14 protein-coding genes are annotated in these 13,353 nt (G+C 62.7%); 8 read left to right on the forward strand and 6 right to left on the reverse strand.

The annotated features are described in order from the left end of the window. The first annotated feature begins 111 nt into the window (after positions 1-111). Complete coding sequence (locus tag BWR02_RS08115) at positions 112-459, forward strand: DUF3597 domain-containing protein (protein WP_139557248.1); 348 nt, start codon at positions 112-114, stop codon at positions 457-459. 194 nt (positions 460-653) lie between these two features. On the opposite strand, the gene mnmE is transcribed toward BWR02_RS08115, so the two are convergent. Genes mnmE through rpmH form a run of 5 tightly spaced genes read right to left on the reverse strand, consistent with a single transcriptional unit; the run spans position 654 to position 4,398 of the window. Then, a complete protein-coding gene (gene mnmE / locus BWR02_RS08120; RefSeq protein ID WP_139557249.1) occupies positions 654-2,003 on the reverse strand; it encodes a tRNA uridine-5-carboxymethylaminomethyl(34) synthesis GTPase MnmE in 1,350 nt (449 codons plus the stop codon). Between the two features lie 19 nt (positions 2,004-2,022). Next, positions 2,023-3,681 carry a membrane protein insertase YidC gene (gene yidC / locus BWR02_RS08125; RefSeq protein WP_139557250.1) on the reverse strand — a complete coding sequence of 553 codons (1,659 nt, stop codon included), beginning with the start codon at positions 3,679-3,681 and terminating at the stop codon, positions 2,023-2,025. After that, positions 3,674-3,910 (reverse strand): membrane protein insertion efficiency factor YidD, encoded by a 237-nt coding sequence (gene yidD / locus BWR02_RS08130; RefSeq protein ID WP_129883379.1) that lies wholly within the window; start codon positions 3,908-3,910, stop codon positions 3,674-3,676. Before yidD ends, yidC begins: the two co-directional genes overlap by 8 nt. Further along, on the reverse strand, positions 3,862-4,260 hold the full coding sequence (gene rnpA, locus BWR02_RS08135) for a ribonuclease P protein component (protein WP_139557251.1): 399 nt from the start codon (positions 4,258-4,260) through the stop codon (positions 3,862-3,864). The genes yidD and rnpA overlap by 49 nt, the downstream gene beginning before the upstream one ends. A gap of 3 nt (positions 4,261-4,263) precedes the next feature. Further along, positions 4,264-4,398: a 50S ribosomal protein L34 gene (gene rpmH / locus BWR02_RS08140; protein ID WP_129883381.1), complete on the reverse strand. Its 135-nt coding sequence runs from the start codon at positions 4,396-4,398 to the stop codon at positions 4,264-4,266. 175 nt (positions 4,399-4,573) lie between these two features. Between rpmH and dnaA the strand changes: the two genes are divergently transcribed. The 7 genes from dnaA to BWR02_RS08175 all read left to right on the forward strand — a co-directional run bounded on the left by dnaA (position 4,574) and on the right by BWR02_RS08175 (position 12,787). Next, positions 4,574-5,899, forward strand: coding sequence for a chromosomal replication initiator protein DnaA (gene dnaA, locus BWR02_RS08145; protein WP_139557252.1), 1,326 nt, complete (start codon positions 4,574-4,576; stop codon positions 5,897-5,899). A 59-nt stretch (positions 5,900-5,958) separates the two neighbouring features. Next, on the forward strand, positions 5,959-7,059 hold the full coding sequence (dnaN, locus tag BWR02_RS08150; protein WP_139557253.1) for a DNA polymerase III subunit beta: 1,101 nt from the start codon (positions 5,959-5,961) through the stop codon (positions 7,057-7,059). Positions 7,060-7,135: 76 nt separating this feature from the next. Further along, positions 7,136-8,200 carry a DNA replication/repair protein RecF gene (recF, locus tag BWR02_RS08155; RefSeq protein WP_162560074.1) on the forward strand — a complete coding sequence of 355 codons (1,065 nt, stop codon included), beginning with the start codon at positions 7,136-7,138 and terminating at the stop codon, positions 8,198-8,200. A 22-nt stretch (positions 8,201-8,222) separates the two neighbouring features. Further along, positions 8,223-10,637: a DNA topoisomerase (ATP-hydrolyzing) subunit B gene (gyrB, locus tag BWR02_RS08160; RefSeq protein WP_139557255.1), complete on the forward strand. Its 2,415-nt coding sequence runs from the start codon at positions 8,223-8,225 to the stop codon at positions 10,635-10,637. A 21-nt stretch (positions 10,638-10,658) separates the two neighbouring features. After that, positions 10,659-11,447 (forward strand): prolipoprotein diacylglyceryl transferase, encoded by a 789-nt coding sequence (gene lgt, locus BWR02_RS08165; RefSeq protein WP_139557256.1) that lies wholly within the window; start codon positions 10,659-10,661, stop codon positions 11,445-11,447. 14 nt (positions 11,448-11,461) lie between these two features. Further along, a complete protein-coding gene (thyA, locus tag BWR02_RS08170; protein ID WP_139557257.1) occupies positions 11,462-12,256 on the forward strand; it encodes a thymidylate synthase in 795 nt (264 codons plus the stop codon). 6 nt (positions 12,257-12,262) lie between these two features. Further along, complete coding sequence (locus BWR02_RS08175; protein ID WP_139557258.1) at positions 12,263-12,787, forward strand: dihydrofolate reductase; 525 nt, start codon at positions 12,263-12,265, stop codon at positions 12,785-12,787. 46 nt (positions 12,788-12,833) lie between these two features. On the opposite strand, the gene moaC is transcribed toward BWR02_RS08175, so the two are convergent. Beyond that, positions 12,834-13,325 (reverse strand): cyclic pyranopterin monophosphate synthase MoaC, encoded by a 492-nt coding sequence (gene moaC / locus BWR02_RS08180; protein ID WP_139557259.1) that lies wholly within the window; start codon positions 13,323-13,325, stop codon positions 12,834-12,836. Between the last annotated feature and the right edge of the window lie 28 nt (positions 13,326-13,353).

The following is a 13,353-nucleotide window of genomic DNA, read 5'->3' on the forward strand; positions in this document are numbered from 1 at the left end:
TCGCGGCCATACCGGCGCCAAGGCAGTTGTCCTCCCGGGTGTCCGGTGTTCCCCGGTACCGGCAAACTTTCGGTACACTGGTGGCTCTTCAACGCACAAGGAGTCAGTCAGATGAGCCTGTTCAGTACGATTCTTGAAAAGCTCGGTTTCGGCAGTGCCCACGCTGCTTCGGCGCCAGCCGCAGGGGCCGCCGGCGCCGCTCTGGTCGACGTCACCGCGCAACTCGACAGCCGCGCTGCCGCGAACCCTGAAAAGTTGAACTGGAAGACATCTATCGTCGATCTGATGAAGCTGCTGGGCCTGGACAGCAGCCTGGCGGCTCGCAAGGAGCTCGCTACCGAGCTGGGTTGCCCGGCCGATCTGATGGGCGATTCTGCCAAGATGAACGTCTGGCTGCACAAAACCGTGCTCCAGAAGCTTGCCGATAACGGCGGCAACGTGCCCCCGGAACTCCTGTAATAGGTTCGCCCACCGGTATCCGGTCGCCCTGGGCGGCCGGATGCGCCATACCCGCAGCCCGGTTTTCGTAATCGGGTTGCGCAGCATCAATGACGGCTATCCGCGGTGGTGCGGCTCGAAGGTTTGATCGGACGGCCGTGCGTTGGCGGGTGCCAACCCGTTAGATGGATGGCCGGCGTTGGCGCCGCTTCGGCTCACTTTCCGATACAAAAGCTGCTGAAGATGCTGCCCAGCAGGTCTTCGGTCGTGAAGCGGCCGGTGATCTCCCCGAGGGCTTCGTGCGCTGCGCGAAGGTCGTCGGCGAACAATTCCGGGTTTGAGGCCCCGCAATTGATCATCGCCTGATCGAGAGTCTGGCGGGTGCGGCGGAGCGCCTCCAGGTGCCGGCGGCGGGCCATGAATATCCCGCCCTCCTCGCTCCGATAGCCGGCGCAATCCTTGAGGTGCTGACGCAGTTCGGACAGACCGGCACCGGTTTCGGCCGACAGGTACACATGTGTGCCCGAGGGCGTGACCTCGATTCGCGGTGGGGCGTTGGTCAGGTCCGTCTTGTTGTGTACTCGCGTGATCGGCACGCCGGCCGGCAGTTCCTGCAACAGTTCTTCTCCCTGTTCGGGAAAGCGATCGTCGAGGACCAGCAGTACGCGGCCCGCCTCGGCGATCGCGGCCCGGGCACGCCGTATTCCCTCCTGTTCGACGCGGTCCGGGGCATCATGGATTCCCGCCGTATCGATCACATGCAGCGGCAGTCCGTCGATCTGAATGTGCTCTCGCAGCAGATCGCGCGTGGTGCCGGCAATGTCGGTGACGATCGCCGTGTCGCGACCGGCCAGACGGTTCAACAGGCTGGATTTTCCGACGTTGGGACGACCCGCGATGACGACGGTGAGGCCGTCGCGGAGCAATTCGCCCTGCCGCGCCGTCGCGACGAGGGCGTCCAGGCGGGTCGACAACTCGCCAAGTCGGGCGGACACCTGACCGGAGTTCAGAAAGTCGATTTCTTCGTCGCTGAAATCGATGGCCGCCTCGACATAGGTGCGCAGCCAGACGAGTTCGTCGCAGAGTGCGGCGATGTGCTTGGAAAAGTCGCCCTGCAGTGAGCGTTGCGCGGAGCGGGCGGCTTGTTCGGTCGCGGCGTCGATCAGGTCGGCCACGGCCTCGGCCTGAGCAAGATCGATCTTCCCGTTCAGGAAGGCGCGTTCGGTGAATTCGCCGGGTTGGGCGAGGCGCGCGCCGGCGGAGAGGACGCGTTGCAACAGCAGGTCGCTGACGACCGGACCACCATGGCCGTGAAGTTCCAGCATGTCTTCGCCGGAAAAGGAGTGAGGGCCGGGAAAATACAGTGCGAGGCCCTCATCGATCACGGAGCCGTCGTGGTCGCGGAAGCGGCACAGCCGGGCGCGCCGGGCATCCAGGGTCTGCGCGAGGATGGCGGCGACGACCCGACCGACGCCGGGCCCGGACACGCGGACGATGCTGACGCCGCCCCGGCCGGGGGGCGTCGCAATCGCGGCGATGGTGTCGTGGCAGGCCGGCGCGATCATGCGCGGCGGCCCGTGGACGTCAGGCCGGGGACTTCGCGGGCTTCTCGATCTGCTTGGTGATGTACCACTGCTGCGCGATCGACAGGATGTTGTTGACGACCCAGTAGAGCACCAGCCCGGACGGGAAGAAGGCGAAGAAACCGCCGAAGAGATACGGGAAGAACTGCATGACCTTCGCCTGCACCGGATCGGCCGGTGCGGGGTTCAGCTTCTGCTGGATCACCATGGAGATGACCATGATCAGCGGCAGCACGTAGTACGGGTCGCGGGCCGACAGATCGTTCAGCCAGCCCAGGAACGGTGCCTGGCGCAACTCAACGCTTTCGGCCAGCACCCAGTACAGGGCGATGAACACAGGTATCTGCACCAGGATCGGCAGACAGCCGCCGAGCGGGTTGACGCGCTCTTTCCGGTACATCTCCATCATTGCCTGATTGAAGCGCTGGCGATCGTCGCCACAGCGTTCCTTCAGCTCCTGGAGCTTGGGTTGCAGCTTGCGCATGTTCGCCATCGAGCGATAGCTGGCTTCGGAGAGCTTGAAGAACAGCGCCTTGATGACCAGCGTCACCGAGATGATCGCGAAGCCCCAGTTGTTGAAGAGTTTATGGAACCATTCGAGCAACCAGAAGATCGGCTTGGCGATCACGGTCAGCGCACCGAAGTCGACGGTCAACTCCAGGCCGGGCGCGGTGGCTTCGAGCACGCGCTGCAGCTTCGGACCGGCGTACAGGGTGGCTGCCAGCGCTTGGGTCTGGCCGGGAGCCACGGTGGCATCGGGGCCGGTCGCGCCGATCAGGAAGCGCTTATTGCCGAGGTCCTTGGTATAGAAGCTGTTGTCCTGTTCGGCGGAGGGGATCCAGGCGGCCAGGAAGTAGTGTTGGATCATCGCGACCCAGCCGCCCTTGGCGCTGCGGCTCAGGTTCTTGTCCGTCATGTCACCGAAGCTGATCTTCTCGTAGCGGGCCTCGGGTGTGTAGAGCACGCCACCGAGATAGGAACGGACGAACTGCGACTTGTCCTTGTCGCTGGTATCGGTGCGCTGCAGCTGCACGTATTGCTTTCCGGTCCAGCCCTCTGCGGAGCGGTTCTCGACACGGTGCTCGAGCTGTACGGAGTAGCTGCCGCGCTGGAAGGTGTACGTTTTCGTGACCGTCAGCCCGCGGCCGTTGGTCCAGGTCAGGGGAACGCGCAAGCTGTCCTGGCCGGGCTCCAGCGTGTAGGCGGTAGAGGACGGGGTCCAGACGCTGTGATGGGTGGGCGCATCCCGTGGATCGCCGAGCAGTCCGGCCTGGGCGATGAACACGTCGCTTTCGTCGGTCAACAGACGGAAGGGCCGATCCGGTTCATTCTTGCTGATAGGGTACTGCAGCAGTTCGAGCAGGCGCAGGTCACCGCCGGCGGGGTCGATCGCGGCGCGCAAGGTGTCGGTCGTGACCAGGACGCGATTCGCGGAGGCACTGAGACTTTCCGACTTGGCGCGGTCACCGCCGGCGACCTCGTCGAGGGTGCGCGCTGCGGTCGGGGTGTCACCCGGTGCGCCGGCAGTCGCTGCTGCACCGGGCGTATCGGACGCCACAGGCTGCGGAGGTTTGGGTCCGTAGTCCAGCTGCCATTGCTGCCAGAGCGAATAGCACATGAATGCCAGGATGATGAACAGTACGAACCTGATGTTAGCCATTCTTGTTCTTTCCGAAGGTTTCCGGGACGGGGTCGTAGCCGCCCTGATGCAAAGGGTGGCATTTTAACAGCCTTCGGATGGCGAGATAGGCGCCACGTAGGGCACCGAAGCGCTCGATGGCTGTGATCGCGTAGCAGGAGCAGGTCGGGTGGAAGCGGCAGTGATTGCCCACCCACGGGCTCAGCAGGAATCGATAGGCCCGGATGACGGACAGGAGGACGGCGCGCATCGCTGCAACAGCTGGTTCCAGTGGCGGTTGAACGAGGTGCGCAGCGCGGCGGAGGAAGCTTCAGCGCAGCCGTTGCGGGCCATGACGATCACGTCCAGGCCCGGGAGCACGGCGTGACGCTCGCGGAAGGCTTCGCGAAGGATGCGTTTGACTCGGTTCCTGTCGACTGCCCGCCGGAGGCTCTTCTTGGAAATTGCCAGGCCGAGACGCGCAGCGGATGTGCCGTTGGACCGTGCCAACACGGTCAGGTGCGCGTCGCAAACGCGCAGGGGCTCGGCGAAGACGAAGCGATAATCGCCTTTCGTCAGCAGGCGCTTCGACTTCGGGAAGTCGCAGGAATGGGCCGACAAAGGTCAAACGGTGAGGCGTTTGCGGCCCTTGGCGCGGCGTGCATTGATAACCGCGCGGCCGCCGGGCGTCTTCATGCGGGCACGAAAGCCATGCGTGCGAACACGTTTGATTTTGCTGGGCTGATAGGTGCGTTTCATACCGGGGACCTTGACAGAGGATGACGCAAAAAGATCGCGTAGCTTACGTGCGGGGAGCGCATGGTGTCAAGGCTGTAGGGTGCGTGGTATTGGGGTATATTAACCGACCCAGTCCTCACGGGTGCCCCTGACGGGTAACCTGCCCCTTGCACCAGCCGGATCGATCAAGCGCGCGATGAGCAGCCTTTGGAGTCACTGTATCAACAAGCTCGAGGGGGAACTGCCGCCGCAACAATTCAACACCTGGATTCGTCCGCTGCAGGCCATCGAGGGTCCGTCGGAACTGCGTCTGCTGGCGCCTAATCGTTTCGTGCTCGACTGGGTGAAGCAGCATTTCATCGGCAAGATCGAAGCGGTCGTCGCGGGTCTGGGCAAGCAGCCGCCGGTGAGCGTGGTGCTGGAGATCGGCAGCCGGAAGGCGCCGGTGACTGCGGAGCAGGCGCCGCCGTCGCGCAAGGCGGTACCGTCGCGGCGCATGGGCGCGAGCAGTCTCAATGCGACGTTCACGTTCGAGAGTTTCGTCGAGGGAAAATCGAATCAGTTGGCGAAGGCCGCCTCGGTGCAGGTATCGCAGAATGTCGGTCGCGCCTTCAATCCACTGTTCATCTACGGTGGCGTGGGTCTTGGCAAGACACACCTCATGCACGCCATCGGGAACGAGATCCTGATGGGCAACCCCTCAGCGAATATCGTCTATCTGCATTCGGAACGCTTCGTTTCGGACATGGTCAACGCGCTGCAGCATAACTCGATCAACGCCTTCAAGGAATACTACCGCACGGTCGATGCGCTGTTGATCGACGACATACAGTTCTTCGCAGGCAAGGAACGGTCGCAGGAGGAATTCTTTCATACCTTCAATACCTTGCTTGAGAACAAACATCAGGTCGTGCTGACCTGCGATCGATATCCGAAAGAAATCAAGGGGCTGGAGGAGCGGCTGAAGTCGCGCTTCGGGTGGGGCCTGCCGGTAGCGGTCGAGCCGCCCGATCTGGAGACGCGGGTCGCCATTCTGATGAGCAAGGCACAACAGGCGGGGGTCGATCTGCCGCCCGAGGTGGCCTTCTTCGTCGGGAAGCGCATCCGCTCGAATATCCGCGAGTTGGAGGGTGCGCTGCGGCGGGTCATCGCAAATGCCGAATTTACAGGTCGCGAAATCACGCTGGACTTCGCAAAGGAGGCCCTGCGGGACCTGATCGCGCTGCAGGATCGGCTGATCAATGTCGAGAATATCCAGAAGACGGTGGCCGAGTACTACAAGATTCGGGTGGCCGACCTGTTGTCGACCAAGCGGAACCGCTCGGTCGCGCGACCGCGGCAGTTGGCAATGGCGCTATCGAAGGAACTGACGAACCACAGCTTGCCGGAAATCGGTCAGTTTTTCGGCGGGCGCGACCATACGACGGTGCTGCATGCGTGTCGGCGCGTGCGGGAGCTCAAGGAGGGCGACAGCAAATTCCTGGAAGATTTTTCAAACCTGATGCGCATTCTTTCGAACTGAAGACACGCGCCGGTAGCGTTGCGCTGGTGTCCCTGCAACCTGGAAAGGCAGAACAACGGATGAAATTTTCAACATCGCGCGAGACGCTGCTCGCGCCGTTGCAGCAGATCGTGGGTGTTATCGAGCGTCGGCAAACCTTGCCGATACTCGGCAATGTGCTGCTGCGCCTGAACGACGGGCGGCTGGAGTTGACCGGCACGGATCTCGAGGTGCAATTGGTCACGCGCCTGGAGGTGGAGGGTCGAGCGGAGGGCAGCACGACGGTGCCGGCGCGGAAGTTGGTCGACATCGTGCGCCTGCTTCCGGATCGGGCGCCGCTGGTGGCGGAGATCCGGCAGGAGCGCTTCCATCTGCAAAGCGGGCGAAGCCGCTTTACCCTCAGTACGATGCCGGCGTCGAACTACCCGGAATTCGACACGGGGGCTCAGGATCGGGTGTTTGCGGTGCCGGTGGCGGTGCTTAGGCGAGCGATGGACAAGACGATGTTCGCGATGGCCCAGCAGGATGTTCGGTACTACCTGAACGGCCTGTTGCTGGAGATCGAGGGTACGACGCTGCGCACGGTGGCGTCGGATGGGCACCGGTTGGCCCTGTTCGAGGCGGAGGTGCCGGGGCTGGCGGCGGGGTCGGCTCAGGCGATTCTCCCGCGAAAAGGGGCGCTGGAGTTGGCGCGGTTGCTGAAGGACGATGAAGGCATGGTGAGTGTGGAATTGTCGTCGAACAGCCTCCGCGCGAGGATGGACGATCTGACGTTTTCATCGAAGCTGGTCGAAGGGCGCTATGCCGAATATCGACGAGTATTGCCCTCGACGACCGAGCGCCACGTCGTGGCGGACCGGAATGAGTTGAAGGCTGCGCTGACACGGGTTGCCATCCTGTCGAATGAGAAATACCGTGGCGTTGGCTTGTTCCTGGAGGCGGGCACGCTGCGGCTGAAGGCGCAAAACCCGGATCGCGAGGAGGCCGAAGAAGAAATCGCGGTGGAGTTCGATGGGGAAGGCTTTAATGTCGGCTTCAACGCGTCCTATTTGCTCGATGCCGTGGGCAGTCTGGAATCGGATAAGGCCACGCTATCGTTTGCGGAAAGCAATTCCGGTTGCATCATCGAGGAAGCCAGCGACCCGCGGGTGCGGTATCTGGTCAGTCCGATGAGGCTCTGAGTCTCGCGGCAGGCGGCCGGATATCGAAGCGTCCGGTCGCCCGCACCACGACAGCAATGACGGCGATTGGCCTGCCGTGCTGAGAAGGCTCGAGATCTCCCAGCTGCGGAATATCGAACAGGCGGAGCTGGTGCCCGCGGCTCATCTCAACTGCCTGGTAGGCGCGAACGGCAGCGGAAAGACGAGCATTTTGGAGGCCATTCATCTAGTGGGGCGCGGCCGGTCGTTCAAGACGACGCGGGCGTCGGAACTTATCCGCTTCGATCAGGCTCAAGCCACGGTGTCCGCCCGATTGGGTGATGAAGGCGCGGCGGCCTTCCCTGTCGGGGTCCGTGTCGCCCGCGGAGAACGGGAAATCCGCATCCGCGGGCAGCGGGTTGCTTCCAGTGCGGAACTGCTCGTGATATTTCCGTTGCTGCTGATCCAGCCGTCCAGCGTGGAACTCGTCGATGGGGCGCCGCGCGTGCGGCGGCAGTTTCTCGACTGGGGTGTGTTCCACGTGGAACATGGGTACCTCGATGTCTGGCGGCGACACGTCAAAGCCCTCGGTCAGCGCAATGCCGCGCTGCGATCGGGTGCGGATCTTGAGCCGTGGGATCAGGCTTTGGCCCATTACGGTACAATACTCGCCGAAGCAAGGGCGCGGTATCTGCTGCGCCTGCAGCCAGCCATCAAGGCGGCGGTATCCCACTTCCTTCCCGGAATCGATGTGGGCCTTAGGGCCATGGCCGGTTGGGCCGACGGGCGGACGTTGCTGGATGTGCTGAGAGAGGAGCGAGATAAGGATCGACAGTTTGGCTACACCCAGTCGGGTGCGCACAAGGCCGACTTCGTGCTGGCGGCGAATGGCCGCGCTGCGCGGCGATTCTTGTCGCGCGGCCAGACGAAGATGTTGGCCTACGCGCTACTGTTGGCGCAGGCCGGATTTCTGGCGGAGAACGCAGCCGATCCCGCCTGCGTGATGATTGATGATCTGCCGTCGGAATTGGATCCGATCAATCGGGGTCGTCTGTGGGATTACCTCGCGTCGCTTCGGGCGCAATGCTTCATTACGGCAGTTGACCGGCAGGAACTGGATGCCGCCCGCGCCGAGGATGTCGGCATGTTCCACGTGGAACATGGGTGCGTCGTCCCGCGCTAAGTGACAGGGTATTCGAGAAACCATGACCCAAGCTCCCCTATACGACAGTTCAAACATTAAAGTCCTTCGAGGTCTGGATGCCGTCCGGAAGCGGCCCGGCATGTACATCGGCGACACCGATGACGGTTCCGGTCTGCACCACATGGTGTTCGAGGTCGTCGATAATGCCATCGACGAAGCGCTGGCCGGTTACTGTACCCGCATCCACGCGACGATACACCCGGACACCTCGGTCACCGTCAGCGATGACGGTCGCGGCATCCCGGTCGACATTCACCCCGAGGAGGGGCGGTCGGCGGCAGAAGTGATCATGACGGTGTTGCACGCGGGCGGCAAATTCGACGACAACGCCTACAAGGTGTCGGGTGGCTTGCACGGCGTCGGCGTTTCGGTCGTCAATGCGCTGTCGGAGCGGCTGATGCTCGAGATCTGCCGGGACGGGCAGCGTTACCGCCAGGAATACCGCAACGGAGAGCCGGTTGCGCCTTTGGCTCCGATAGGGCCCACGCAGCAGACCGGCACCACGGTGACCTTCTGGCCCAGTCCGGCCATCTTCACGAACATCGAGTTTCACTACGAAATTCTCGCGAAGCGCCTGCGTGAACTGTCGTTTCTCAATTCCGGTGTCCGCATCGAGCTGGAGGATGAGCGGACCGGGAAACAGGATGTGTTCGAGTTCGAGGGTGGCATCCGCGCTTTCGTCGAACATCTGAACAAGAACAAGACGCCGCTCTTCGAGAAGGTATTCCACTTCCAGACCTCTCGCGACGACATCGGTGTCGAAGTCGCCTTGCAGTGGAACGATTCGTATCAGGAGAACATCTTCTGTTACACGAACAATATTCCCCAACGCGACGGCGGCACGCACCTGGCCGGTTTTCGCGGTGCGCTGACGCGGACGCTGAACCAGTACATCGAAGAGCAGGGGCTGGTAAAGAAGCATAAGGTCGCTACCTCGGGTGACGATGCGCGCGAAGGCTTGACCGCGGTGCTGTCGGTCAAGGTGCCTGACCCGAAGTTCTCGTCGCAGACCAAGGACAAGCTGGTGTCGTCCGAGGTCAAGCCGGTCGTGGAGTCCTCTCTCGGGGAAAAGCTCTCCGAGTTCCTGTTGGAGAATCCGGCCATCGCGAAGCTGATCGCGAACAAGGTGATCGAGGCGGCGCGCGCGCGAGAAGCCGCTCGCAAGGCGCGGGAAATGACCCGACGCAAAACCTCACTCGACATCGCCGGGCTTCCGGGAAAGCTCGCCGACTGTCAGGAACGCGATCCCGCGCTGTCCGAATTGTTCATTGTCGAGGGTGACTCGGCCGGTGGCTCCGCCAAGCAGGGGCGGGATCGCCGCAGTCAGGCCATCCTTCCGTTGAAGGGAAAAATCCTGAATGTCGAGCGCGCCCGGTTCGATCGGCTGTTGTCGTCGGAGGAGGTCGGGACGCTGATCACGGCCTTGGGTTGCGGGATCGGCCGCGAAGAGTTCGACCCCGACAAGCTGCGCTATCACCGGATCATCATCATGACCGATGCGGACATCGACGGTTCGCACATCCGCACCTTGCTGCTGACCTTTTTCTACCGGCAGATGTTCCAGCTCATTGAGCGCGGCCACGTCTACATCGCCCAACCCCCGCTCTACAAGGTCAAGAAGGGCAAGCAGGAGCACTACGTCAAGGACGATGCCGAACTGAATGACTACCTGTTGCAGCTCGCCATCGAGAAGGCGCGGCTGTACCCGCATGAGGGCGCCCCGCCGATACAGGGCGCCGGTCTGGAAAAGCTCGCGCGGGACTACCTCCACGTGCAGACGGTCGTGGCCCGTCTCTCTCATCGCTATGACGAGCAGTTGCTGGTGACGCTGATCGACCACCGCCCGCTTTCGCCGGCCGTGGCCGAGGATCTGTCGGCCCTGCAGGACTGGGCCGATGAATTACAAACCAGGCTCGACGGCGCGGATGCTCGCACGCAGTTTCAACTCGCCCTCGTTCGCGGCGAGGCGCCGGGCAGCTTCACGATCCGCGTCGCGAAGCGCCTGCACGGCGTCGAAAAGCATTTCGAGCTGGGTGCCGGCTTTTTCAATTCCGTCGACTATGGGCACCTGACGAGCTTTGGCCAGGTCTCCGGCGACCTGTTCGGCGCGGAGACCACGCTGGCGATAGACGAACAGCGCATCCCGGTGACTGGCTTCGCCGCGGTGTTCGATCGCATGATGGCCGACGCGAAGAAAGGACAGCACATCCAGCGCTACAAGGGGCTCGGCGAAATGAACCCCGAACAGCTTTGGGAGACCACGCTCGACAGCAACACCCGCCGCTTGCTGCAGGTCAAGATCGAGGACGCCATTGCGGCCGACGAGGTCTTCACGATGCTGATGGGCGATCAGGTCGAGCCGCGCCGCGACTTCATCGAGCGCAATGCGCTGGACGTATCCAATCTCGACATCTGACCCACCGGACACCGCACGCTGATGATTGCCTATCCGCATATCGATCCGGTTGCGATCAGCCTGGGACCGGTGAAGGTCCACTGGTATGGACTGATGTACGTCATTGGCATCAGTGCCGCCTGGTGGCTGGCTCGCCGCCGCGCACAGCAGCCCGGATTCCCCTGGACGCCGGCTCAGGTCGAGGATTTCATCTTTTTCACGGCCCTGGGTATGGTGCTCGGCGGCCGCATCGGCTACATGCTGTTCTACAACCTGCCTGGATTCCTGGCCGATCCCCTGATGATCGTTCGTGTCTGGGAGGGCGGCATGGCGTTTCATGGCGGCCTGATCGGTACCCTCGCCGCCATGTGGATCTACGGTCGCCGGCACGGCATGTCGTTTCTCGAGCTGGGCGATTTTGTTGCCCCCTTCGTCCCGATTGGCCTGGGCGCCGGCCGGATCGGCAATTTCATCAATGGCGAACTGTGGGGGCGAGTGACCGATGTGCCCTGGGGTATGGTCTTTCCGACGGGCGGCCCGCTTCCCCGTCATCCCTCGCAGCTTTACGAGGCCGCGCTCGAAGGGCTCGCGCTGTTCGTGATCCTGCAACTCTTCAGTCGCAAGCCACGGCCGGTCGGCGCGGTCGGCAGTGTCTTTCTGATGGGCTACGGGCTGTTCCGCTTCATCGCCGAGTTCGTCCGCGAGCCGGACGTTCAGCTCGGCTATGTCGCATTGAACTGGTTAACGATGGGGCAACTCTTGAGTTTGCCGATGATCCTCGGTGGCCTGGGTCTGTTCATCTGGGCCTATCGCCCGAAAGCTGCCGCCTGACAGGCGGGTTTGCCGTGCGCGCTTACCTCGACCTGCTTCAGGATATTCTCGATCACGGCGACACCAAGGCCGACCGGACCGGTGTCGGCACACTCAGCGTGTTCGGCCGCCAACTGCGCTTCGATCTCGGCGCGGGCTTCCCGTTGGTGACGACCAAGAAGCTGCATCTCCCCTCGATCATCCATGAACTGCTGTGGTTCGTGTCGGGTGATACCAACGTGCGCTACCTGCAGGCCAACGGTGTCAGTATCTGGAATGAGTGGGCGGATGCAGATGGCGAGTTGGGGCCCGTCTATGGCAAGCAGTGGCGGGCCTGGCCGATGCCTGACGGTTCGTTCCGCGATCAGCTGGCGCTGGTCGTCGAAGGGATTCGGCGGAACCCGGATTCGAGGCGGCATCTGGTGCTGGCCTGGAATCCGGCCGAGATCGACCGGATGGCGCTGCCCCCTTGTCACTATGCTTTTCAGTTCTATGTTGCAGGAGGGCGCCTGTCCTGCCTGTTCAACATGCGTTCGATCGACGCGTTTCTCGGTCTGCCGTTCAACATTGCGTCCTACGCCTTGTTGACCCATCTGATTGCGCAACAGTGCGATCTCGCGGTCGGCGAACTGATCTGGAGCGGCGGCGACGTGCATCTGTATCGCAATCACCTGGATCAGGCCCGGGAACAACTGCGGCGCGAACCTTTGCCCCTGCCCCGTCTGGTGCTCCTGCGCCGCCCGCCCAGTCTGTTTGATTACCGCTTCGAGGACATTGCCGTCGAGGGTTATCAGGCCCATCCGCACATCAAGGCGCCCATTGCAGTCTGATCGACCATGTGCGCCCTTTTGAAGCCCCGGATATCGCTGATCGTTGCGATGGCGCAGAATCGCGTGATCGGCTGCGACAATCGTCTTCCCTGGCATCTGCCGGCAGACCTGCAGCGTTTCAAGACCCTGACCTGGGGCAAACCCATCCTGATGGGTCGCAAGACGCATGACTCGATCGGGCGAGCGCTGCCGGGCCGCCAAAATCTGGTGTTGTCCTCTGACCCTTCCTACCGCGCCGCCGAGGGCTGTATCGTCGTTCGTGACATCGATGAGGGCCTCAGGCAGGCCGCTGCCGCTGCCGACCTGATGGTCATCGGCGGCTCGTCGCTCTACGCCGCCCTGTTGCCTCGTGCCAGCCGGATATACCTCACGACGATCCATCGCGACTATCCGGGCGATGTATTCTTTCCTTCCTTCGAACCGGCCGAATGGTCGCTCGTGTCGCGCGAGCATGTCGCGGACGATCCTCGCTTCGACAGCCCCTATACCTTCGATGTCCTGGAGCGAATCGCCTCCTGTGTTGTGGCCTGATCTCGATCGCACGGCGGACGGCACCAAGCGAGACGCGGGTCAGCGGTCAATCGGCCCGTGACCAGCGCCCTGATCGCCCGCCCGACTTCTCGACGAGCTGCACGTTCTCGATGGCCATCCCGCGGTCGACTGCCTTGCACATGTCGTAGATCGTCAGCAGCGCGATCTGGACGGCTGTCAGCGCCTCGATCTCCACGCCCGTCGGACCCACGGTCTTGACGGTCGCCCGGCAGTGCACTCGGGAAGCGACGCCGTCGGTATCGAAGTCGATGCCGACATGCGTCAGCGCCAGCGGATGGCATAGCGGGATCAGATCGGCCGTCCGCTTGCTGGCCATGATCCCGGCGATGCGGGCGATCCCGAGAACATCGCCCTTTTTGTGACCGCCGTCGACGATCAAACGCATGGTTTCCGGCGCCATTCCGATGTAGCCTTCCGCGATGGCGACGCGCTCGGTGGCATTCTTGGCACCGACGTCGACCATGTGTGCGGCGCCGGCTTCGTTGAAATGAGTCAGGACGGGTGGCTTGTCAGCCATGATCGAACTCGCTCGCTGGGGGTCAAAA

The sequence above is a fragment of the Methylotetracoccus oryzae genome, from assembly GCF_006175985.1.
In the GTDB taxonomy this organism is placed as follows: domain Bacteria; phylum Pseudomonadota; class Gammaproteobacteria; order Methylococcales; family Methylococcaceae; genus Methylotetracoccus; species Methylotetracoccus oryzae.

What these genes read in the sequence shown, in the direction of transcription:
- moaC (WP_139557259.1), bottom strand. Translation starts at nt 13,325, where the DNA reads ATGGCTGACAAGCCACCCGTCCTGACTCATTTCAACGAAGCCGGCGCC.
- gyrB (WP_139557255.1), top strand. Translation starts at nt 8,223, where the DNA reads ATGACCCAAGCTCCCCTATACGACAGTTCAAACATTAAAGTCCTTCGA.
- yidD (WP_129883379.1), bottom strand. Translation starts at nt 3,910, where the DNA reads ATGCGCGCCGTCCTCCTGTCCGTCATCCGGGCCTATCGATTCCTGCTG.
- dnaN (WP_139557253.1), top strand. Translation starts at nt 5,959, where the DNA reads ATGAAATTTTCAACATCGCGCGAGACGCTGCTCGCGCCGTTGCAGCAG.
- lgt (WP_139557256.1), top strand. Translation starts at nt 10,659, where the DNA reads ATGATTGCCTATCCGCATATCGATCCGGTTGCGATCAGCCTGGGACCG.
- dnaA (WP_139557252.1), top strand. Translation starts at nt 4,574, where the DNA reads ATGAGCAGCCTTTGGAGTCACTGTATCAACAAGCTCGAGGGGGAACTG.
- BWR02_RS08115 (WP_139557248.1), top strand. Translation starts at nt 112, where the DNA reads ATGAGCCTGTTCAGTACGATTCTTGAAAAGCTCGGTTTCGGCAGTGCC.
- BWR02_RS08175 (WP_139557258.1), top strand. Translation starts at nt 12,263, where the DNA reads ATGTGCGCCCTTTTGAAGCCCCGGATATCGCTGATCGTTGCGATGGCG.
- yidC (WP_139557250.1), bottom strand. Translation starts at nt 3,681, where the DNA reads ATGGCTAACATCAGGTTCGTACTGTTCATCATCCTGGCATTCATGTGC.
- mnmE (WP_139557249.1), bottom strand. Translation starts at nt 2,003, where the DNA reads ATGATCGCGCCGGCCTGCCACGACACCATCGCCGCGATTGCGACGCCC.
- rpmH (WP_129883381.1), bottom strand. Translation starts at nt 4,398, where the DNA reads ATGAAACGCACCTATCAGCCCAGCAAAATCAAACGTGTTCGCACGCAT.